The sequence below is a fragment of the Mangrovimonas sp. DI 80 genome, assembly GCF_001975575.1.
GTDB classification, from domain to species: Bacteria; Bacteroidota; Bacteroidia; order Flavobacteriales; family Flavobacteriaceae; genus Mangrovimonas_A; species Mangrovimonas_A xylaniphaga.
Genome location: NZ_MSDT01000001.1, coordinates 36,124 through 55,045, shown reverse-complemented (window position 1 = coordinate 55,045; position 18,922 = coordinate 36,124). Strand labels below are relative to the sequence as shown.

General features: G+C 38.5%; 19 protein-coding genes. 8 read left to right on the top strand and 11 right to left on the bottom strand.

What is annotated here, in order from left to right; genetic code table 11:
- The first annotated feature begins 27 nt into the window (after positions 1 to 27).
- Both BKM32_RS00260 and BKM32_RS00255 read left to right on the top strand, forming a co-directional pair.
- Positions 28 to 744, top strand: coding sequence for an RDD family protein (locus BKM32_RS00260; RefSeq protein WP_076661960.1), 717 nt, complete (start codon positions 28 to 30; stop codon positions 742 to 744).
- Positions 744 to 1,349: a trimeric intracellular cation channel family protein gene (locus tag BKM32_RS00255; RefSeq protein WP_076661958.1), complete on the top strand. Its 606-nt coding sequence runs from the start codon at positions 744 to 746 to the stop codon at positions 1,347 to 1,349. The genes BKM32_RS00260 and BKM32_RS00255 overlap by 1 nt, the downstream gene beginning before the upstream one ends.
- 69 nt (positions 1,350 to 1,418) lie before the next feature.
- On the opposite strand, the gene BKM32_RS00250 is transcribed toward BKM32_RS00255, so the two are convergent.
- Together BKM32_RS00250 and BKM32_RS00245 are read right to left on the bottom strand one after the other, a co-directional pair.
- Entirely contained in the window at positions 1,419 to 3,581 is a 2,163-nt protein-coding gene (locus tag BKM32_RS00250) for a M3 family metallopeptidase (RefSeq protein WP_076661956.1), read from the bottom strand.
- Positions 3,582 to 3,675: 94 nt separating this feature from the next.
- The gene (locus BKM32_RS00245) at positions 3,676 to 4,410 is read right to left on the bottom strand and encodes a peptidylprolyl isomerase (RefSeq protein ID WP_053975428.1); all 735 of its coding nucleotides are present in this window, start codon (positions 4,408 to 4,410) and stop codon (positions 3,676 to 3,678) included.
- Between the two features lie 59 nt (positions 4,411 to 4,469).
- Between BKM32_RS00245 and BKM32_RS00240 the strand changes: the two genes are divergently transcribed.
- Complete coding sequence (locus tag BKM32_RS00240; RefSeq protein WP_076661954.1) at positions 4,470 to 5,111, top strand: CoA pyrophosphatase; 642 nt, start codon at positions 4,470 to 4,472, stop codon at positions 5,109 to 5,111.
- 45 nt (positions 5,112 to 5,156) lie between these two features.
- Positions 5,157 to 5,954 carry a 1-acyl-sn-glycerol-3-phosphate acyltransferase gene (locus tag BKM32_RS00235; protein WP_053975426.1) on the top strand — a complete coding sequence of 266 codons (798 nt, stop codon included), beginning with the start codon at positions 5,157 to 5,159 and terminating at the stop codon, positions 5,952 to 5,954.
- Positions 5,955 to 5,965: 11 nt separating this feature from the next.
- Here BKM32_RS00235 and BKM32_RS00230 read toward each other — a convergent pair whose 3' ends face one another.
- From BKM32_RS00230 to BKM32_RS00215, 4 genes are all read right to left on the bottom strand, one after another.
- A complete protein-coding gene (locus tag BKM32_RS00230) occupies positions 5,966 to 6,607 on the bottom strand; it encodes a hypothetical protein (protein ID WP_076661952.1) in 642 nt (213 codons plus the stop codon).
- 3 nt (positions 6,608 to 6,610) lie between these two features.
- Complete coding sequence (locus BKM32_RS00225; RefSeq protein ID WP_076661950.1) at positions 6,611 to 7,105, bottom strand: RNA polymerase sigma factor; 495 nt, start codon at positions 7,103 to 7,105, stop codon at positions 6,611 to 6,613.
- Between the two features lie 133 nt (positions 7,106 to 7,238).
- Positions 7,239 to 7,937, bottom strand: a complete 699-nt coding sequence (locus tag BKM32_RS00220; RefSeq protein WP_076661948.1) for a lysoplasmalogenase — start codon at positions 7,935 to 7,937, stop codon at positions 7,239 to 7,241.
- Between the two features lie 108 nt (positions 7,938 to 8,045).
- Positions 8,046 to 9,113, bottom strand: coding sequence for a BamA/TamA family outer membrane protein (locus tag BKM32_RS00215; protein ID WP_076661946.1), 1,068 nt, complete (start codon positions 9,111 to 9,113; stop codon positions 8,046 to 8,048).
- Between the two features lie 181 nt (positions 9,114 to 9,294).
- On the opposite strand from BKM32_RS00215, the gene BKM32_RS00210 reads away from it, so the two are divergent.
- A complete protein-coding gene (locus BKM32_RS00210) occupies positions 9,295 to 10,410 on the top strand; it encodes a C1 family peptidase (protein ID WP_076662100.1) in 1,116 nt (371 codons plus the stop codon).
- 44 nt (positions 10,411 to 10,454) lie between these two features.
- Here the strand turns inward: BKM32_RS00210 and BKM32_RS00205 are convergent, their stop codons facing one another.
- Both BKM32_RS00205 and BKM32_RS00200 read right to left on the bottom strand, forming a co-directional pair.
- Positions 10,455 to 11,684 carry a LamG domain-containing protein gene (locus BKM32_RS00205; protein WP_076661943.1) on the bottom strand — a complete coding sequence of 410 codons (1,230 nt, stop codon included), beginning with the start codon at positions 11,682 to 11,684 and terminating at the stop codon, positions 10,455 to 10,457.
- A gap of 159 nt (positions 11,685 to 11,843) precedes the next feature.
- Positions 11,844 to 12,527 (bottom strand): NAD-dependent deacylase, encoded by a 684-nt coding sequence (locus tag BKM32_RS00200; protein WP_076661941.1) that lies wholly within the window; start codon positions 12,525 to 12,527, stop codon positions 11,844 to 11,846.
- A gap of 36 nt (positions 12,528 to 12,563) precedes the next feature.
- On the opposite strand from BKM32_RS00200, the gene BKM32_RS00195 reads away from it, so the two are divergent.
- Both BKM32_RS00195 and BKM32_RS00190 read left to right on the top strand, forming a co-directional pair.
- Positions 12,564 to 13,229 (top strand): RNA methyltransferase, encoded by a 666-nt coding sequence (locus BKM32_RS00195; RefSeq protein ID WP_053975419.1) that lies wholly within the window; start codon positions 12,564 to 12,566, stop codon positions 13,227 to 13,229.
- A gap of 29 nt (positions 13,230 to 13,258) precedes the next feature.
- Complete coding sequence (locus tag BKM32_RS00190) at positions 13,259 to 13,633, top strand: VOC family protein (protein WP_076661939.1); 375 nt, start codon at positions 13,259 to 13,261, stop codon at positions 13,631 to 13,633.
- 38 nt (positions 13,634 to 13,671) lie between these two features.
- Here BKM32_RS00190 and BKM32_RS00185 read toward each other — a convergent pair whose 3' ends face one another.
- From BKM32_RS00185 to BKM32_RS00175, 3 genes are all read right to left on the bottom strand, one after another.
- Positions 13,672 to 14,454 carry a carboxypeptidase-like regulatory domain-containing protein gene (locus tag BKM32_RS00185; protein ID WP_053975417.1) on the bottom strand — a complete coding sequence of 261 codons (783 nt, stop codon included), beginning with the start codon at positions 14,452 to 14,454 and terminating at the stop codon, positions 13,672 to 13,674.
- A gap of 162 nt (positions 14,455 to 14,616) precedes the next feature.
- The gene (locus BKM32_RS00180) at positions 14,617 to 16,422 is read right to left on the bottom strand and encodes a DEAD/DEAH box helicase (protein WP_076661937.1); all 1,806 of its coding nucleotides are present in this window, start codon (positions 16,420 to 16,422) and stop codon (positions 14,617 to 14,619) included.
- A gap of 205 nt (positions 16,423 to 16,627) precedes the next feature.
- The gene (locus BKM32_RS00175) at positions 16,628 to 17,203 is read right to left on the bottom strand and encodes a non-canonical purine NTP diphosphatase (protein WP_076661934.1); all 576 of its coding nucleotides are present in this window, start codon (positions 17,201 to 17,203) and stop codon (positions 16,628 to 16,630) included.
- A 154-nt stretch (positions 17,204 to 17,357) separates the two neighbouring features.
- Between BKM32_RS00175 and BKM32_RS00170 the strand changes: the two genes are divergently transcribed.
- A complete protein-coding gene (locus BKM32_RS00170; RefSeq protein ID WP_076661932.1) occupies positions 17,358 to 18,905 on the top strand; it encodes a hypothetical protein in 1,548 nt (515 codons plus the stop codon).
- Positions 18,906 to 18,922: the final 17 nt, after the last annotated feature.

Here is an 18,922-nt window from a genome sequence, read left to right as displayed (position 1 = left end):
GCTATTTGCTTTCAAAGAAAAGAAAATATGGAAAAATTTCAAATAGAAACTGCGCAAAATGTAGGCATCCATCAAAATGTTGCCGGTATTGGAGATAGGATATTGGCATATTTGTTGGACTCTTTGGTTGTAGGGTGTTATTTAATATTGTCGTTCATGCTTTTGGGGGCTCTAGATTTGGGTATGGGAGATCAATGGGCGTTGTATTTGTTGATTACGCTACCTGCTTTTTTGTATTATTTATTGTTGGAAGCTTTTTGGAATGGGCAAACCATTGGGAAGTCTGCATTAAAAATTAGAGTGGTAAAATTGGATGGGTCTAAGCCAACTTTTGTCAATTATTTTGTGAGGTGGATTTTAAGGATTATTGATGTAAGTCTTTCAAGTGGAGGAGTAGCCATATTAACCATTTTATTCAAAGGAAATGGGCAGCGTTTAGGTGATATGGCGGCGGGAACTATAGTAATTAGTGAAAAGGATCTGGTTTCTGTAAATGATATGGTTCTAAAGGATTTGCCTACTGATTATGTGCCTACATATACCCAGGTAACCTTGTTTAAGGATAGCGATATGCAAACCATAAAAGGCTTATATCAAGACGCTAAGAGAAATGGACAGCACAATATTATTGTGATGTTGCATGACCAAATTGTTAAAGTGATTGGCATTGAGCCCAAAGAAAAGCCAATAGATTTTGTAGATACTGTGATTAAGGACTACAATTACTACACACAACAGATGTAATGTTTTTTCAAATTATTGATATACTAGGAACCATTGCTTTTGCCATTTCGGGAGTTTTGGTGGCACTGAGCAAAAAGATGGATCCTTTTGGGGTTTTCATAATTGCCTTTGTAACGGCGGTAGGTGGAGGGACCCTTCGGGATGTGTTGATTGGACAAACACCAGTTGCTTGGATGACTAATATGACTTATGTCTATGTTATTTTTGGAGCCACTTTATTTGCCGTCTTGTTTAAAAGTAAACTCAACTACCTAAGAACTTCTTTGCTGTTGTTCGATACCATTGGGATTGGTCTTTACACGGTTGTTGGCATTGAGAAGGGATTGGTAGCTTCTCTACATCCTTTAATATGTATTGCTTTAGGAACAATGACCGCCTGTTTTGGTGGGGTAATTCGTGATATATTATGTAATGAGATTCCTGTGATTTTTAGAAAGGAAATTTATGCCACAGCATGTATTTTGGGAGGAAGTACCTATTTTGTGTTAAGGGAACTGCCTATTGCAGAGAATATTGTTTTTGTTATCGCCGCTTTGGTAGTCATTGTCATTAGACTTTTGGCTGTTAAATTTAAGATTAGTTTGCCGAGTTTATATAGAGAATAAACATCAATTATTAACATAAAAAAACCACGCTTCTAGCGTGGTTTTCTTTTTCTATAATGAAGTTTTTACTTATTGAACTGGAAACCCGCGGTCTCTCATCAATGCTTCAATTTTAGCATCACGACCTCTAAATAAGCGGTACGCTTCAGCTGGGTCCATGGCGTTTCTTGGAGCGAATAAGTATTTTACCAATTTAGCGGCAACTTCTTTATCGTAGAATCCTCCTGGAGCTTCAGCAAAGGCTTCAGAAGCATCACTTGTCAATACATCGGCCCACATATATCCGTAGTATGCGGTGGCATATCCTTCACCAGAGAATACGTGTCCAAATTGAGGTGTTCTGTGACGCATTGGCAATTCCTTAGGCATGTTCAATTCTGCTAAAGTTTCACGCTCAAATTTGTCGATATTGATGTTTGTTGGATCTGCCAAGTGCAATTTCATGTCGATTAACGCAGATGCCAAATATTCTGTAGTTGCAAATCCTTGGTTGAAGGTAGCAGCTTTTTTGATTTTAGCTACCAATTCAGCAGGAATAGGCTCTCCTGTTTTGTAGTGCACCAAAAACTGGTTGATTACTTTGTCCGTTGATAACCAACGCTCCAATAATTGTGATTGGAATTCAGTATAATCTCTAACACCACTGTTTAAAGTAGGGTATTTTACATTGGCAGAGTAGAAGTGTAGTGCGTGACCAAATTCGTGGAAGAACGTGTTAGCGTCATCCCAAGATACCAATACGGCCTCACCTGGAGCAGGTTTTACAAAGTTAGAGTTGTTAGAAGCCAATACGGTTTTCTCTCCTTCAAAAGACGTGTAGCTTCTATAGGTAGTAGCCCAAGCACCAGAACGTTTTCCTTCACGGGCATAAGGATCCAAATACCAAAGTCCTACCAATTTTCCTGAATCTTTATCGGTTACTTCCCAAACTTTTACATCTTCGTGGAATACAGGTACGCTTCCTTCTTTAACAGGTGTAAATTCATAGTTGAACAATTCTCCCGCAACATAGAATAATGCTTGGGTTAATTTATCCAATTGCAAGTATTGTTTTACTTCGTCACTATCTAAATCATATTTCTTCTGACGCACTTTTTCTGCGTAGTATCTGTAATCCCAAGGCTCGATTGTAATGTTATCTCCATTAGCATCGGCAATAGCCTGCATGTCTGCAACTTCCTCTGCAACTCTACCAATAGCCGCTGGCCAAACAGCCATCATTAAATCCATTGCATTTTCTGGATTTTTAGCCATACGGTCTTGTAAACGCCATTGCGCATAGTTGTCGTAACCCATCAATCCAACACGCTCTTTGCGTAGTTTCAAGATTTGGGCAATCAAAGCGTTGTTGTCATACTCATCGCCGTTGTCTCCTCTAGCGTAGTAGTTGGTCCAAACCTGCTTGCGTAATTCGCGCTCGGTAGAATAGGTAAGGAACGGATCCATTGAAGAACGGGTGTTGGTGATAGCATATTCACCTTCGTGACCTTTATCGGCAGCAATTTTAGCTGCAGATTTAATAAATCCTTCCGAAAGTCCTCCTAATTGCTCTTTGGTAAGGTAGGTTACATAGTTTTCTTCGTCGTGTAACAAGTTGTCTGAGAATTTGTTGTAAAGACTTGATAATTCTTTATCGATTTCAGCATAACGGGCCTTTTTCTCAGCATCAAGATTCGCTCCGTTCATTTCAAAACTCTTATAAGTCAAGTCAACTACACGTTGTTGATCTGCTTCCAAAGGCGTGGTTTGAGACGCATCGTAAACTGTTTTGATGCGTTGGAACAACTTCTCGTTTTGTGAAATCTTAGAGCTGTACTCAGATAATTTAGGCGCCAATTCAGCTTGAATGGTTCTAAATTCTGGAGTTGATACGTTGCTGCTCATAATGCCGTAATAAGCAAACACACGATCCAAGGTTTTTCCAGAGCTTTCCATTGCTACAATGGTATTTTCAAAGGTAGCTGGTTCTGGATTGTTGGCAATTTTTTCAATTTCTAGAAGGTGCGATTCCATAGCCGTTTCCATGGCTTGTTTGATATCGGTTACCTTCATTTTATCAAAGGCAGGAACCCCTCCGTAAGGCCCTGTCCATTCTTGTAGCAAAATGTTTTCGGTATTGTCTGCCATAGCAATGTCTTCTGTTTGGTTAGGGACATCTTTGCATGAAGTAAATGCAACTAAAGCACATAATCCAAAGGCTTGGATGTGTTTAGCGATATTTTTTTGTTTCATTTAGAATTAGTTTTTATTAACGGCCTCCAAGGTATTAAATCTCTGTTGAATTTTGCGTGAATTTTTCGTTAAAACCTTAGTTTGTAGTAAGGTTTTAGTCGATAATTTCTACTTTTCTTATGTAAATGTTATGAAGGGGCCATTCTGCCTTGTCCGTTTTTTGGGCCGCAATTTTATCCACCACATCCATCCCCTTGATCACTTTCCCAAAGGCTGTGTAGGCGCCATCTAAATGGTGAGCACCACCTTGTTTTTGGACAATGAAAAATTCATAAGGGGAAGCCAATTTATAGGCGTTTTCAATTTCGCTGCTAGGCATGCTTACAATGCCACGGTCATGTTTAAAACCTTTTTTAGTGTCTGGTGGTAATAGGTATTTGCCAATTTTGCTTCTTTTTTTTGTGATTTCGTAATCATCGGAACTACCACCTTGAATGATGAAATTGTTAACCACTCTATAAAATTGGGTATTATCGAAATAATGCTGCTTGGTGAGGTATATAAAATTGGCACGGTGGAATTTTGTTTCGTCAAACAGTAAAATATCAATTTCACCAAAGTCGGTTGTGATACGCACTTTGTTTTCCTTGTTGTGTTTTTCGTATTCCAAAAAGAATTCCATCACGGTGTCATCTGTAAGTCGTGGGAATTTTCGTTTTGGCGTAGTAATAGTGTCCTTTTCTTTAGGTTGTATCTGGGGTACGGTAGTGGAATCTACCTTGGAAGTTGTGTTTTTTTTCTTGGATTGCGTACCTTCACAGTTTGTTAGAACACAAAAGGTGAGAAATAAAAGAAAGGGTGTTTTTAGAGTCTTAATAATGTTGGACATCTGTATCTATTTAGGGATTTGTTAATTTCCTGAGTGATTGGGCAATTAAAAATGGGGTTATGGAATTTGATGCATTCACTAAATTGGTTTCAAAAATAAAAAATCTGCCACTTCCAGGAGAAGCCTCGCAGATTAAAATGTCTCCGCCTTTTCGTTTGGAATTTATGAAACAGCAGGAGCAGGCCATAAGACATTCCAAAAACGCAGGGGTTATGGCCTTGTTTTACCCCGATGAAAAATTATACACCAAATTGGTGCTCATTCTTAGAAAAACCTACAAAGGAGTGCACTCTGCCCAAGTTGGATTTCCTGGTGGCCGCTATGAACAAAAGGATCAAAATCTAGAGGAAACGGCCTTAAGGGAAACCCATGAAGAAATAGGGGTGCCCATGACAGACATTGATATTGTAAAACCCTTGACCCGCTTATATATTCCGCCCAGCAACTTTACCGTATACCCATTTTTGGGGGTTACCAACAAAACCCCAAGTTTTATCAAGCAGGAAGATGAAGTAGAAGACCTAATTGAAGTTCCTTTTGGACACTTTGTTGATGAAGGCAGTTTGACCAGTGCTTTTGTGAATACTTCTTACAAAAAGAATGTTGAAGTTCCGGCGTTTAAATTGAATAATCACATTGTTTGGGGGGCTACCGCCATGATGCTTAGTGAATTAAAAGACTTGTTAAAACAGGCGACTTAAAATTATAGAATTGTTACTTTTGTAGCTTCGTAAAAATTAAAGGGTATGGGATTGTTTAAAAAAAATCCTTTTGGACATATATTGTTTATAAAGAAATGGTTAATCCGTGTGTTGGGTGTTATTACCCACAGACGTTTTAGAGGTTTTAACGAACTTCAGATTGAAGGCTCTGAGGTTATTAAGAATCTTCCGGACAAAAATGTCCTTTTCATTTCCAATCACCAAACCTACTTTGCGGATGTGGTGGCTATGTTCCATGTATTCAACGCCAGTTTAAGTGGACGAATAGATTCCATCAAAAATGTGGGGTACCTGTGGCATCCAAAATTAAACTTGTACTACGTTGCGGCGAAAGAGACCATGAAAGATGGTTTATTGCCCAAGATTTTGGCCTACGTAGGATCTGTGAGTATTGAGCGTACTTGGAGAGCCGAAGGGAAGGATGTAAACCGTCAAGTGAAAATGAGCGATATTTCCAATATTGGAAAAGCTTTGGATGATGGTTGGGTAATTACCTTCCCACAAGGAACCACCACGCCTTTTAAACCTATTAGAAAAGGAACTGCTCACATCATTAAAAAGTACAGACCAGTGGTTGTGCCTATTGTTATTGATGGTTTTAGACGTTCTTTCGACAAAAAAGGACTTCGTGTAAAGAAGAAAAACGTACTGCAATCTTTCGAAATTAAACAGCCTTTAGAAATTGATTACGACAATGATTCTGTTGCAGACATTGTTGAGAAAATTGAATATGCCATAGAGCAACATCCTTCATTTTTAAAGGTAATTTCACAAAAGGAACTTATGGAATTGGAGGAGCTCAACAAACAGCGTGAGTGGTAAGCTAGCTGTTTTTAGATTTCCAATTTTTTAAGTTCGTGGTAATTTCTGTTGAGTTTTTTGAGTAAAATTCCATAGACTAGCCAATAGAAGCCTAAAAGAATCAAGATTACCAAACCGAACACTACAGTAAAGGTTAGGATAACTTTGGCATAGAACATTAAAAGATGACCATTGGCAGAGGCTTCCTGTACCTTAGCAATCAAATCTTGGTTTTGGTCAAATTCAATAAACAGCACTGCCAAGCTTGAAAATACCATGTAAAACAAGTTGAAGGCTACGTATTGCTTCACGGTTCTTCTGGTCTTTAGAATGTTTTCCATGAGTTGTTTGGCACTGTCCGTTACCGATATTTTTCGGTAGTTTCTGTAGAACAGAAAGAAGAAGTAAGCCAACACCAAATACCCAATGACAGTTAAAGGAATTAGGAGGTAGCTACCGTCCAATCGGTCGAAGGATTTGAGGTTTTTGGAGTCTTTCAGCAAAAATGAAATACTTAGCCAAAACACAAATTCCAGCATACTTAGAATAAAGATCCATTTAACGATGGAAGAGGATTTTTTAAGGATCATCTTGTAAATATCGTTGTAGGACAACTTGGGGTAACTGTCCCCACGTTTATTCCAATCTTTCTTTAATAGTTCTAATTCATCCATTTGCTACGGATTTAAGATGGTTTTTAATTTCGTTTTCACGCGGTTCATTTTCACTCGAGCATTCACTTCTGATATCCCTAAGGTCTCACTGATTTCTTTATAGTTTTTGTCCTCAAGGAATAAAAATACCAAGGCCTTCTCAATGTCATTCAACTGGTAAACGGCATTGTACAAGAGTTTAAGTTGTTGTTCTTCGGTGTCGTCATACTCTTCCGATTTTATTTTGAACTGTACAGTGTCAAACTCCTGAGTGTCAATTCTGCGTTTAGACTTCCGGTATAGGGTAATGGCTGTATTTAAGCCTACTCGGTACATCCAAGTACTAAACTTAGCATCGCCCCTAAATTTTGGATACGCTTTCCATAGCTGTATGGTAATTTCCTGAAACAAATCATTGTGGGCATCTTGGTTGTTGGTATATAGCCTACAGACCTTGTGCACGATGTTTTGGTGCTCTTCAAGTAATTTTACAAAACTATGTTCTAGTTCTTTATCCAAATTTTTAGTTGTTAGCTGACTATTTGTAGAGGTTGCAGAGAAGATGTTACACTTTAGGAGCGTTTTATGGTGTTAATTTTCAAATTTTTAACATAGGTGTTGTTTTTGCTTCTGAAAACTAACGAATTAAAAGTTAGGTTGTTTTTTGAAGAATTTCAACTTTGTCCCTTGATTTTAAAAGTCCCAACACGATGCAATACTGAGCCAGAGCATAGGTGAACATAATGCTAATGTGGGAAAAGGGTAGGGGCTCGTGAAACTTGTCGATGGCCAAAATACTATCCGAAAGCATGAATAGCAGTGCGCCAGAAAATATTAAATAATAGCTATTGCGCGTCCCTGTTTCCTTTCTTAGGTAAGCTGTTGTAACCATGGTTAGAATGACCAACATATAAGTGATGACAGCCACCGTTAAATTTCCTAATCCTTCATAAATAGTAAATAACAATCCAACTGCAAAGAGGAGTAGAATTGCAATGAAGGGAAATGGTTTTTTTTCGGGATCTCTGTTTTTTAAAAACACGAATGTGTACATCACGTGGGACGCTAAGAAGGCCACTAAACCAAAGATGAAATAAAGTTCGTCGCGTTGGGCATACATAAGTTCTATATCTCCCAAAAGTGAAAACAAAAGGGCGAACAAAGTCATTAATCGCAACGTTTTGTTGAGATGATTGCTTCGCGTCACAAAAAAGATGATCAAAGTGGTTAAGATAGCGGGTTTGCTTACATAGTGCAATGCATGTAGGCGTTCAGAATTTCCAAATACCAATTCGGCTAGGACAATAATGAAGTAGATGAGGCTAAAGGACTTTTCTGTTTTGGTAAGCATTAATGTGTTGTATTCGTTTAGGCGTAACCTAGTAAAAGGTTTCCTTAAAGGTATTGTTTTTAATTGTAACAAAAAACGCTATCAAGTAATTTAAGAGCCGGAAAATTGTTAAAATGCTTCACCAATTCTGAAATAGATTCCCCAATCGTCTTTCCCTACAGCGGCATCCAGCCCCACATTAAATTTCATGGATTTAAAGGCTTGGTAGCGATACCCCACGCCAGCCCCAGGATACATTTTCCAATCAAAACTAGAGGTGTCAGACCCGTAAATGGTGGCTAGGCCAGCAAAGCCAACAAGGCCCATTTTTCTATGGAAATTCCATCTGTATTCACTCTGTACAGCAATCAAGCCATCGCCGCGATATTTCCCCTCAGAATATCCTCGGATATCCTTTCCTCCAACAGTAACCTGTTGTTCAAAAGGAATGCTGCCAAGACCAAATTGTCCCGAATAACGGGCAGCCAACACATCTTTATCTTTTCTAAATGGGAAGTAGTGGTTGTGAGAAGTTAAAATACGGTTGGCTCTTTCATCATTGCCCATCCATAAAGGGTACATTTTCAAGCGGAGTTTGGTTTGGTAACCGTTCATAGGATAGTAAATGTTACTTCTCTTGTCTATCATAAAGTTAATTTCAAGGCCTTGAGAAGTGGTCGTTGTTGCGGGCTGTAAATCGTAAAAATCGGTTTCGTAATGAGAGTAAGTATAGGCAAACCCCCCGTATAGATGTTCAACTATTTTCCTTTTGATTCCTACATTTATAATAGTTGTATTTGTGGCATAATCATAAAACCCGGGTTCATCAATATCGCCGGCATAGAATTGTGAAAGGTGGTCTCCTGTAACACCAAAAACTTGTAGTCTCCAGGAATCCTCTTTAAAGTACATTTGAGAGAAAACCGCGATGAAATAGGATTTATTGGTGGTGTACACGCCTGCCAATCCTACCATGGATCTTGGGGATTTTAAATCATTTCTGTTCATCCTGAACATGTACATGGGAGTGACCCCAAACATAAATTCAAGGTTCCTATTATAGCTTATATAGGGCATAACCGTGAATTCGTGTGGTTTTTGAACTATGGAATCCTTGGTTTCAGAATTGGTGTCCTGTTGTGCCCAATTAAGGGTGAAACTCAGAAGGAATACTAATAGGAGGAAGCGGTTTTTCATAATTGGAATAGTTGTATTTAAATATACAAATATTTCCGATAGTTCTTACAATGAGTGGGTTATGTTTGTGATGTGTGGTTTGTAAGTGAGTTTTAGACCAGACTGTTTAGAGAATTGCTAGGGAGAACTTTTCCATTTTTATTATTTTAGCGGCCTAGAATTAAAAATGTTAAGAATGAACATTAAAAAGCCCCTCTTCTATGTTATGCTAATGGCAACTTCAACCATTGCATTTTCTCAATCCTACCAATTTAAATCCCTTATAGATCTTGAAACTACCGAGGTCATTAGTCAAGGGAACACTGGAACTTGTTGGAGTTTTTCTACCTCTTCTTTTTTGGAAAGTGAAATTATGCGTCTTTCAGGAAAACATATCGATTTATCTGAAATGTATAATGTGAGGCAGACCTACCCTAAAAAGGCGTGGAATTATGTAATGCGCCAAGGGATGGCACAATTTAGTGAAGGTGGTTTGGCACATGATGTTATCAATAGTATTTCGCAATTTGGAGTGGTTCCCAATGAGGTGTATACTGGATTGCAAGAAACTGAAAAACCGCATGATCATTCTGAAATTGTAGGTGATTTAAAACCTGTTTTGGATGCTTATATTAAAAATCCAACGACCTATAAAGGGGATTGGAAAATGGATGTTGAAGCCATATTGGATGCAGCTTTAGGAAAACAAATTGAAACTTTTGTTTATGAAGGTGAGACTTACACACCTCAATCATTTTTGGAAATGACAGGGGTGCAATTTCAGGATTATGTGAGCATTACTTCGTTTACACATCATCCTTATAACAGCAATTTTATATTGGAGATTCCTGATAATTTCTCAAATGGAAGCTATTATAATGTAGCTTTGGATGAATTGGTGCAGATTACAAATGAAGCCCTAAAAGCTGGGTTTTCCATCGAATTGGATTGCGATGTTACCGAAACTACATTTTCTTCTAAATATGGTCTTGCGGTAATCCCTGAAGATAAAAACATAGGGGAGGCTGCATTGAAAGCGATTACAAATGAAAAGGAGATAACTCCAGAATTTCGTCAACAGGAGTTTGAAAATTTTAATACTACCGATGATCATTTAATGCATATTGTGGGCATGGTTGAAGATCAAAACGGCACTATTTATTACAAAGTGAAAAATTCTTGGGGGAAGCACACAAAAAAGGTGCCTAATGATGGATTCATATACATGAGTGAAGCTTACTTTAAATTGAAAACCATTTCCATTATGGTGCATAAGGATGCCCTGCAGCCCTCTGTAAAAAACAACTTGAATTTATAATCTGAAAGAAAAGGCGTCCATGAAATGGTCGCCTTTTTTATGTGTTATTGTTTTACAATGGTAAGAATACCTGAATCTCCCATATTGGTTGTAATGTGAAGAAAATACAATCCAGGAATTTGGTCTATATCCATATCAATTTTATCAATATCCTTAAAATTGTCTTCCGAAAGGACGTGTCCTTCTATATTGATAAGTTTTGTTTGGACTTCTGTAAATGAAGAGCCCAAATCGATTGATACACTTTTTTTAAGCTCATTTTTTGAAAGTGCAATAGTGTTGGTAAAAGAACTGTCAAACGCATCCAAAGACGAAATAGTGATGCAATTTGAAAACTCCATACAGCCTTCGGCGTTGGTGATTTTTACAGCATATGAACCAATAACTTTTGGGCTAAAGGATTGGGATGTAGCTCCGTTTATTTCTTTATTGTGGTCGGAACAATCAAACCATTGGTAATTGGCACTTTGTAAATTTGCTGTAAGTGTAGAGCCTTCAGCACTAATAGAAGTGTCTAAATCTGTTTGAGAAATTGGGCTTCCTTCTGTCCAGTTGGAGTTGGTCCCTGATAATTTAAAATTTTTAAGGTTGGCATTGTAAGCATTTCCGGCATAGTCCATGACAATATTTTGGTCTTTATTCTTGCCATTTTGAATGCCTTGGTTGAATTTATAGTATAGTTCCAAATTGGGAGATTGGCATATTTCGGTATTCATATTATTTTTGATCTCTTCCTCAGTTCGGGCAACAGACCAAACCCTCACTTCGTCAAGGAGACCTTCAAAAGGGCCTAAATCATAATTACTGAAACCTATTCGTATGGGGTTGTCGATACCTGTGTCTACTTCTAAATCAAGATCTCCTTCTCTGTCCAATTTTCCGTCTACGTAAAGTTTAAATTGATTTTCGGATAAGTCCGGGTCATATGTTGTGGCCACATGATGCCACTTGTTGTCTGTGACGGTTGTTTTGCCGTAAATACCGCCGCCCCCAACTTCAATTCTAATAAAGCGGGCATTATTATTTATTTTAAAAGAAAATCGTTGTCCAATTCCTGAGATACCCATATCTACAATAAATCGCCAAGTATCACTAGGCTTCACTTTTATCCAAGCTTCAACGGTTCTGGCACCATCCCCTTCAATGCCTTTGTAGTCTGTTTGTATATAATCGTCCACGCCGTCAAAGTGAAGTGCGTTTTGAGCATGAGTACTGCAACTTAAACCTATTAAAATAAAGAGTAATTGAATTTTTGAGCTTAAAAATTTTGTCATAATCATTAATCAGCTAGAAAGTTAAAATTAGGAAGCTTTTCAGTTTTAAAGCTGTGAAACCGTGTCGATTAACCTTAATTTAACCTCTATGTAAACTATCTTTAAGTGCTGTGTATTAGGTGTTTGTGAATTAAAAGCGTCAATTTTAATAAACTTGAATTAAAGTAATGAAAGTAAATTTTGCTTGAAAATTTCCATTCCTTGGGTAGCGCTTTCGGCAATTACGGTAATGTTTTTAAAGTTAGAAACCGCAGGTCTTGGGTCAATATAAAATGTGGGCGTGTTTTCAGGAGCATAGTGCATTAAACTAGCCGCAGGGTAGACCTGCAATGAAGTGCCAATTATAAGTAGTATGTCTGCTGTATCGCAAATGGAAATGGCAGGTTCTATCATGGGGACTGCTTCTCCAAACCATACAATATGTGGACGCATTTGGTATCCTCTTTGGCATTTATCTCCCATTACAATGTCGGTAGTGCAATCAACAATATCAGCATCGTCGTAGGTGCTTCGGGCTTTCAATAATTCACCATGTAAATGAAGCACGTTGGTGCTGCCGGCGCGTTCATGAAGGTCGTCAACATTTTGGGTGATGATGCTTACTTGGTATTCTTTTTCCAATTCAGCCAAGGCAAAATGTGCATCATTTGGAGATACTTCAAATAACTGGCGGCGTCTTTGGTTGTAAAAGTCCAAAACCAATTCGGGGTTGGCTCTAAAGCCTTCCGGAGAAGCCACTTCCATAACATCGTGCCCTTCCCAAAGGCCATCGGCGTCCCTAAAGGTTTTAATGCCGCTTTCGGCGCTCATTCCTGCTCCTGTGAGTACTACGAGGTGTTTCATGAGTCAAAATTACTATTTATAAATTATATTTGGCCCATGACAGATCTCAAACTTTTAGAATACCTAGAGACCTATCTTACCGATAGCAGAAAACAACGATTTGAAGAAGTATTGGCCCAACGTACCAAACATTTTACGGTTGCTACAGAGGACGTTTTTCAGTTACATAATACTAGTGCAGTTATTAGAAGCTGTGACGTTTTTGGCATACAGGAAGTGCATATTGTAGAGGAACGAAATAGCAGACGTATTGATAGGGAAATTGCCATGGGAGCCCAAAAATGGGTAGATATAAATCGATATCATAGTGTAAAATCATGTGTAGCTGATTTAAAAAAGAAAGGCTATCAAATTGTGGCCACAACGCCGCATACCAACGACTGCGAATTGCATGAATTCGATTTCACTAAAAAGTCTTGTTTCTTCTTTGGAAGAGAGACCGAGGGCCTTTCTGAAGATGTCTTGAAGGAAGCTGATTGCTATTTAAAGATTCCTATGGTGGGCTTTACAGAAAGCTTGAATATCTCAGTTTCTGCAGCAATTATATTGCAGCATGTGACTTCAAAAATGAGACTGAGTGATTTGGACTGGAGACTTACCGAAGCAGAGATTTTTGAAAAGCGCATGGATTGGGTCAAAAAGTCCATTAAAAATTACGATAAAATTGTAGCCCATTATCATGAAAACAAGGAGAATTTGTAACTTTAAATGAAATTGTAAATTCTCTGGCTATGGCACATAATATGGTTGGTTGGTTTGAAATTCCCGTGTCTGATATGGCTCGGGCCAAAAAATTCTATGAAACTGTTTTTCAAGTAGAAATTGCCCTTCATGATTTTGGAGGTTTACAAATGGGGTGGTTTCCAGACAGAGGGGAAGTATCAGGAGCACAGGGCACCTTAATCAAACAGGATTCCTATATTCCAAGCCAGGAAGGAACCTTGATATATTTCATTAGTGAAAATGTGCAAAACGAATTGGATAGGATAGAGGAAGCTGGTGGACAGATTTACCAACCCAAGACCCAAATTTCACCCGAACACGGGTATATGGCAGCATTCATAGATTCGGAAGGGAATAGGATTGCCCTTCATTCTAGAGCATAAAAAAAGTCGAAACTAAGTTTCGACTTTTTCTTTAATATTTAAAACCTACTAGGTCTATTTCTGTTGAGTACTTTGTATTCTTCGTAACACTCACTAATAGCATCTAAAATTTGAAGATCGTTGGCCGTTTCAATGAAGTCCTTGGAGTAGTTGCAGTGGCTAACGATTTCATCCAAATCATAGCGGTCAACCTGTAATAGAACTGTAAGCATTTCTCTGTCAAACTTGGTAGCTAAAAGATTTCGGATTTCATCATCCTCTTTCATTTGGCGCAGTTTTTTCATTTCGTTTGGTTTTCTTCCAAAGGCATTATACAGGAAATCTGCAGGGTTAAAAATGGCTCCCAACACTTTGTTTACGGCATTAGGGGAGTTGTTCCCTGCTTCATATCCCTTGTTGGACAATCCTGAAATACTGTAACGGTAATTGGTTTTGATAGGTACCTGCTTTACGTCAACTTCCAGATATCCGGTAAGCCTTAATTGGTTTACTACAACTTCTTCCAATGCCAATGCAGACTCTGTCAATTCAATTTGAGTTTCCCCAAATTTAATCCAGTCGTTGGTAACCCTTACTTTGATACTTTTGTATCCAAGATATGAGAAATGCAGTGTGTCGTTAGCTTTGGCTTTGATTTCAAAAGCCCCTTTGTCATCCGTAGAGGTTCCTATAACCTGGTTAAGATTGACAATGTTTACCTTTTCCAAAGTTTCTCCTGTACTTGAACTTACTACAATACCTTTTACTCTGGTGTCATCTTCTTGAGAGACCACAGAGGTGGTTATAAAAAAAGTACATATTAGTAGAAGTAGGTATTTCATATCAATCTTTGTAAGGTATAAAAGTAATAAACTAAAGATATATTACAGATACATCCAAAAAATTTTGACTAAAAATTAACAAGCGCTTTTCCTTGTTGGAGCCAATTTGAAAGCAAAGAGGCTATCCTGTTTTCTTAGGATAGACTCTTAATATATTATTGTTTAGCGTCTAGAACGTCTTGGTCTGGATCCGCCAACAGAACTAGATTTTGGAGCTCCGCTGCGTCTTGGTGGTTTAGAACCTCCTTCAAAACGTTTGCCTTCTCCTTTGCTTCTAGAGCTTCCGCCTTTAAAGTCGTCGTTACCTCTTCTTCTTCCTCCGCCATCGCGTCTACCGCCTTTACGTTTTTTGCCGCCATACTTTCCTTTGTCCGAGCTAAGCTCAACATTTACATAACGACCTTCATGTTTAAAGTCGGTGAAGAAGCTTAGAATTTTCTCTTGTAATTCAGGTTCTGTATTAAAGAAAGAGAAGCTGTCCATAACGTCTACTTTAAAGACATCGTCCTTACCTAATTCTAAAAGATCTCTTAAGAAATCCTTCAGGTTCATCCAGTCATACCCGTCTTTTTTACCAATGTTGATAAAGTATCTCACATCGTCTGAAGAAGATGATCTACCGCTGTCTTTACTTCCTCTAGGTTCTTCAACATTTAAGGATTGCGATTTTTTGTAGTAGTTATAGAAACGGTTGAATTCTACAGAAAAGAATTTTTTAATCAGTTCGTCTTTATCGGTATCCTTGAACAGCTCGTTGATGTTGCTTAGGTATTTATCAATTTCGTGGTTAACTTCCGTATTGTGGACTTTGTTTGCCAAGGATAACAATTGCACTTCGCAAATTTCCATACCACTTGGAATGTCTTTTTTCTGGAAGTTTTTCTTAATGATGCGCTCGATACTTTTTATTTTTCGAAGCTCACTTTTGGAAACAATCACCATAGAAACCCCCGTTTTTCCTGCACGACCTGTACGTCCAGAACGGTGAGTATAGGTTTCAACTTCATCCGGAAGTTGGTAGTTGATTACGTGGGTCACATCGTCCACATCAATACCACGGGCTGCTACGTCTGTAGCTACAAGCATTTGGATTTGCTTGTTTCTGAAAGATTTCATCACCAAATCTCTTTGGTTCTGGCTTAAATCTCCGTGAAGTGCGCCAGCGTTGTAACCGTCTTCAATAAGGTTTTCTGCCACTTTTTGGGTATCACGCTTAGTACGACAGAATACCACTGAAAAGATATCAGGATTGGCATCAGCCAAACGTTTCAAGGCTAGGTAACGGTCTCTTGAATTTACCAAATAGTATTCATGCGAAACTTGGTCACTACCCACGTTTTTAGATCCAACAGTGATTTCCTTAGGATCGTACATAAACTCTTTGGCAATGGCAGCTACTTCTCTAGGCATGGTTGCAGAGAACAACCAAGTACTTTTTTCTGCTGGTGTGTGGGATAGAATGTCTGTAATGTCTTCATAGAATCCCATGTTCAACATTTCATCTGCTTCATCCAGAACAGAATATTCAATTTTTGAAATATCCACCATGTTTCGGCTAATCATGTCCTTCATTCTACCAGGAGTTGCAACAATAATTTGTGCCCCTTTTTTGATAGCTCTAGCTTGATCGCTGATGCTGGATCCACCGTAGATGGCTACAACGTTTAATCCTTTACAGTATTTTCCGTAAAGTTTAAGCTCGTTGGTAATTTGCAAACAAAGTTCGCGGGTTGGCGATAAAATAAGTCCTTGTGTGGTTCTGCTGCTAACGTCTATTTTATGTAGCATAGGAAATCCGAAAGCTGCGGTTTTTCCTGTTCCGGTTTGTGCCAAAGCTACCAAATCGGTGTCTTCTTCTAATAAAATTGGGATGGCTTGTGCTTGTACGTCACTAGGAGTTTCAAATCCTAAATCATTAATAGCATGCAATAGGTCGTCATTAAGACCTAAATCTTGGAATGTGTTCATTCGATTGTAAGTATTCGATTATGTTTTTGTAGTGTTACATAAGAAGCGAATCGACATACTTAACCTAAATCTTCCTGTAACACATCCTCACTCTGAGGAATTTAACTCAACCTTTTGAGTTTCAGCCGGCAAATATACGGTTTTTATTTCAGAGAACAGGAATTCCCTGATAATTATGATTTTGTTAAGAGTGTTTTAAGAGTGTTTACAGTTGGTTAAGAAAGTTGACCAGCTGTGAGACGGCTCTTCCTCGATGGCCAATACTATTTTTTTCTTCCATGGAAATTTCAGCAAACGTAAGGTTGTATCCCTCAGCTTTAAAAATAGGGTCGTAACCAAATCCTGCAGCGCCAGCTTTTTCTTGGGTGATGTCTCCTTTGCAAATTCCGGTAAAGGTGTGTTGTCCACCATTAATTGAAAGTGCAATGACGGTTTTAAATTGCGCCTTACGGTTGGAATGGTTTTCCAATGCTTCCAGCAGCTTGTCCATATTGTCATTGGCATTTCTTTGAGGTCCTGCATACCGTGCCGAATAGACGCCAGGGGCACCATCTAAAGCTTCAACCTCTAAACCGGTATCGTCTGCAAAACAATCGTAGCCATAATTCTCTTTGATGTAATTGGCTTTTTGAATGGCATTGCCTTCAATGGTGTTTTGTGTTTCTGGAATGTCCTCCAAACAATCAATATCCTTTAGACTCAGCAATTGGATGTTTGAGGGAATTAACTTTTGAACTTCTTTAAGTTTGTTCAGATTGTTGGTGGCAAAAACCAGTTTCATAGCTCTAAATTTAGAGTTCAAAAGTACAACTTAGTATTTCAAATTAAAACCCAAGTAGAATTTCTCAATGAATCTAGGTCTACTAATAATTGATTATATTTGAGTATAAACCTTATAAATTGTGCTTTAAAGCGTTTTTGTAAATAGACTTATTATGAGATCTTTTTGTTTTCTTTTGTTAGCCCTTATCGTTTTTAATTGTAAAGAAACTGTCACCGAAAAAACAGCCTTGGGAAGTGTAGAGTTTACTGTTCAAGGGGATGAACAGGCACAGCCCTATTTTGAAAAGGGATTGTTGTTATTGCACAGTTTTGAATATGTTGATGCTAGGGAAGCTTTTAAAAAGGCACAGGAATTAGATCCAAACTTGGCAATGGCCTATTGGGGAGAGGCTATGACTTACAATCATAGTTTATGGTCTGAACAAGACTTTGAAGAGGCTAATGCAGTTATTGCAGAATTGAAACAATTAGAGCGTTTGGATGAATTATCCGAAGTAGAGCAGGACTTTATAAAAGCTGTAGAAATATTGTACACCCCAAAAACGTCCAAGAATGAGCGCGATGTAAAGTATCGAGATTTTATGGGGAGTTTGTATGAAAAGTATCCGGGTAATAATGAAGTGGCCTCTTTTTATGCGCTTTCCCAATTGGGCTCAGTTGTAGGGGCTAGGAATGATTCTATTTTTGGACAAGGAGCTCTCATAGCAAAACAGGTGTTGGAAGATAATCCTAAGCATCCCGGGGCTTTGCACTATTTGATACATTCTTATGACGATCCTTATCATGCGCATTTGGCATTGGATGCGGCCAATAGTTATTCCAAAGTAGCTCCAGATGCCAGCCATGCCTTGCATATGCCATCCCATATTTATGTGGCTTTGGGCATGTGGGATGAGGTGGTCAGTTCCAACGTGGCGTCTTATGGGGCCAGTATTACCAGAAAGAATGCTAAAGAATTGGATAATGATGCAAGGGGGTATCATTCTTATCATTGGTTGGAATATGGCTATTTGCAAATGGATAGTATCAACAAGGCTAGGGACATGGTTTGGGACATGCGGAAATACACCAATGAATTGCCTTCCAAACGTGCCAGAACACATATGGTATTTTTAAAAGGAACTTATTTGTGTGAAACGGATGATTGGGACAATGCCATTGCCGAGATTCCTATTGATGTGTCTGGGTTGCGAATTTCAATTAAAGCCATGAATCAGTTTTTAGATGGTTACAAGGCGTTCTATCATAAGCAGCCTCAACAATTGGACAGCCTCATTGTAGATTTAGAAGAAAAAATCCATAAGGAAAGTTTACTGGTTGATAATCTATCTCAAGGCGCTGCGTTTTGTGCCTCGGTGACAAGGGAAACACCAACACAACGGAGTATAGATGGTTCAACTGTGATATTGACCCAACTCAAAGCTCTACAGACGTGGTTGGATGAGGATGTCGAAAAAACAGAAACATTTTTAAAGGCTTCGGTAACCGCCCAAGAGGCCATGACCTATAGCTATGGCCCTCCATCAATCCAAAAACCAACACATGAGTTGTACGCGGAATGGTTGGTAGAGCAAAAACGTTATGGGGAAGCCCTACAACAATATGAGCTTGCTTTGGAGCGAGGACCTAAAAGAAAGTTGGTAGAACAAGGAATTCAAAAAGTTAAGGTATTATTAGCAGACAAAGTAGTTATGGAATAGTATATTTGTTCGGATTT

What these genes read in the sequence shown, in the direction of transcription:
- BKM32_RS00220 (WP_076661948.1), bottom strand. Translation starts at nt 7,937, where the DNA reads ATGCTTACCAAAACAGAAAAGTCCTTTAGCCTCATCTACTTCATTATT.
- BKM32_RS00170 (WP_076661932.1), top strand. Translation starts at nt 17,358, where the DNA reads ATGAGATCTTTTTGTTTTCTTTTGTTAGCCCTTATCGTTTTTAATTGT.
- BKM32_RS00250 (WP_076661956.1), bottom strand. Translation starts at nt 3,581, where the DNA reads ATGAAACAAAAAAATATCGCTAAACACATCCAAGCCTTTGGATTATGT.
- BKM32_RS00215 (WP_076661946.1), bottom strand. Translation starts at nt 9,113, where the DNA reads ATGAAAAACCGCTTCCTCCTATTAGTATTCCTTCTGAGTTTCACCCTT.
- BKM32_RS00200 (WP_076661941.1), bottom strand. Translation starts at nt 12,527, where the DNA reads ATGAAACACCTCGTAGTACTCACAGGAGCAGGAATGAGCGCCGAAAGC.
- BKM32_RS00235 (WP_053975426.1), top strand. Translation starts at nt 5,157, where the DNA reads ATGGGATTGTTTAAAAAAAATCCTTTTGGACATATATTGTTTATAAAG.
- BKM32_RS00260 (WP_076661960.1), top strand. Translation starts at nt 28, where the DNA reads ATGGAAAAATTTCAAATAGAAACTGCGCAAAATGTAGGCATCCATCAA.
- BKM32_RS00180 (WP_076661937.1), bottom strand. Translation starts at nt 16,422, where the DNA reads ATGAACACATTCCAAGATTTAGGTCTTAATGACGACCTATTGCATGCT.
- BKM32_RS00205 (WP_076661943.1), bottom strand. Translation starts at nt 11,684, where the DNA reads ATGACAAAATTTTTAAGCTCAAAAATTCAATTACTCTTTATTTTAATA.
- BKM32_RS00195 (WP_053975419.1), top strand. Translation starts at nt 12,564, where the DNA reads ATGACAGATCTCAAACTTTTAGAATACCTAGAGACCTATCTTACCGAT.
- BKM32_RS00255 (WP_076661958.1), top strand. Translation starts at nt 744, where the DNA reads ATGTTTTTTCAAATTATTGATATACTAGGAACCATTGCTTTTGCCATT.
- BKM32_RS00245 (WP_053975428.1), bottom strand. Translation starts at nt 4,410, where the DNA reads ATGTCCAACATTATTAAGACTCTAAAAACACCCTTTCTTTTATTTCTC.
- BKM32_RS00190 (WP_076661939.1), top strand. Translation starts at nt 13,259, where the DNA reads ATGGCACATAATATGGTTGGTTGGTTTGAAATTCCCGTGTCTGATATG.
- BKM32_RS00240 (WP_076661954.1), top strand. Translation starts at nt 4,470, where the DNA reads ATGGAATTTGATGCATTCACTAAATTGGTTTCAAAAATAAAAAATCTG.
- BKM32_RS00230 (WP_076661952.1), bottom strand. Translation starts at nt 6,607, where the DNA reads ATGGATGAATTAGAACTATTAAAGAAAGATTGGAATAAACGTGGGGAC.
- BKM32_RS00175 (WP_076661934.1), bottom strand. Translation starts at nt 17,203, where the DNA reads ATGAAACTGGTTTTTGCCACCAACAATCTGAACAAACTTAAAGAAGTT.
- BKM32_RS00185 (WP_053975417.1), bottom strand. Translation starts at nt 14,454, where the DNA reads ATGAAATACCTACTTCTACTAATATGTACTTTTTTTATAACCACCTCT.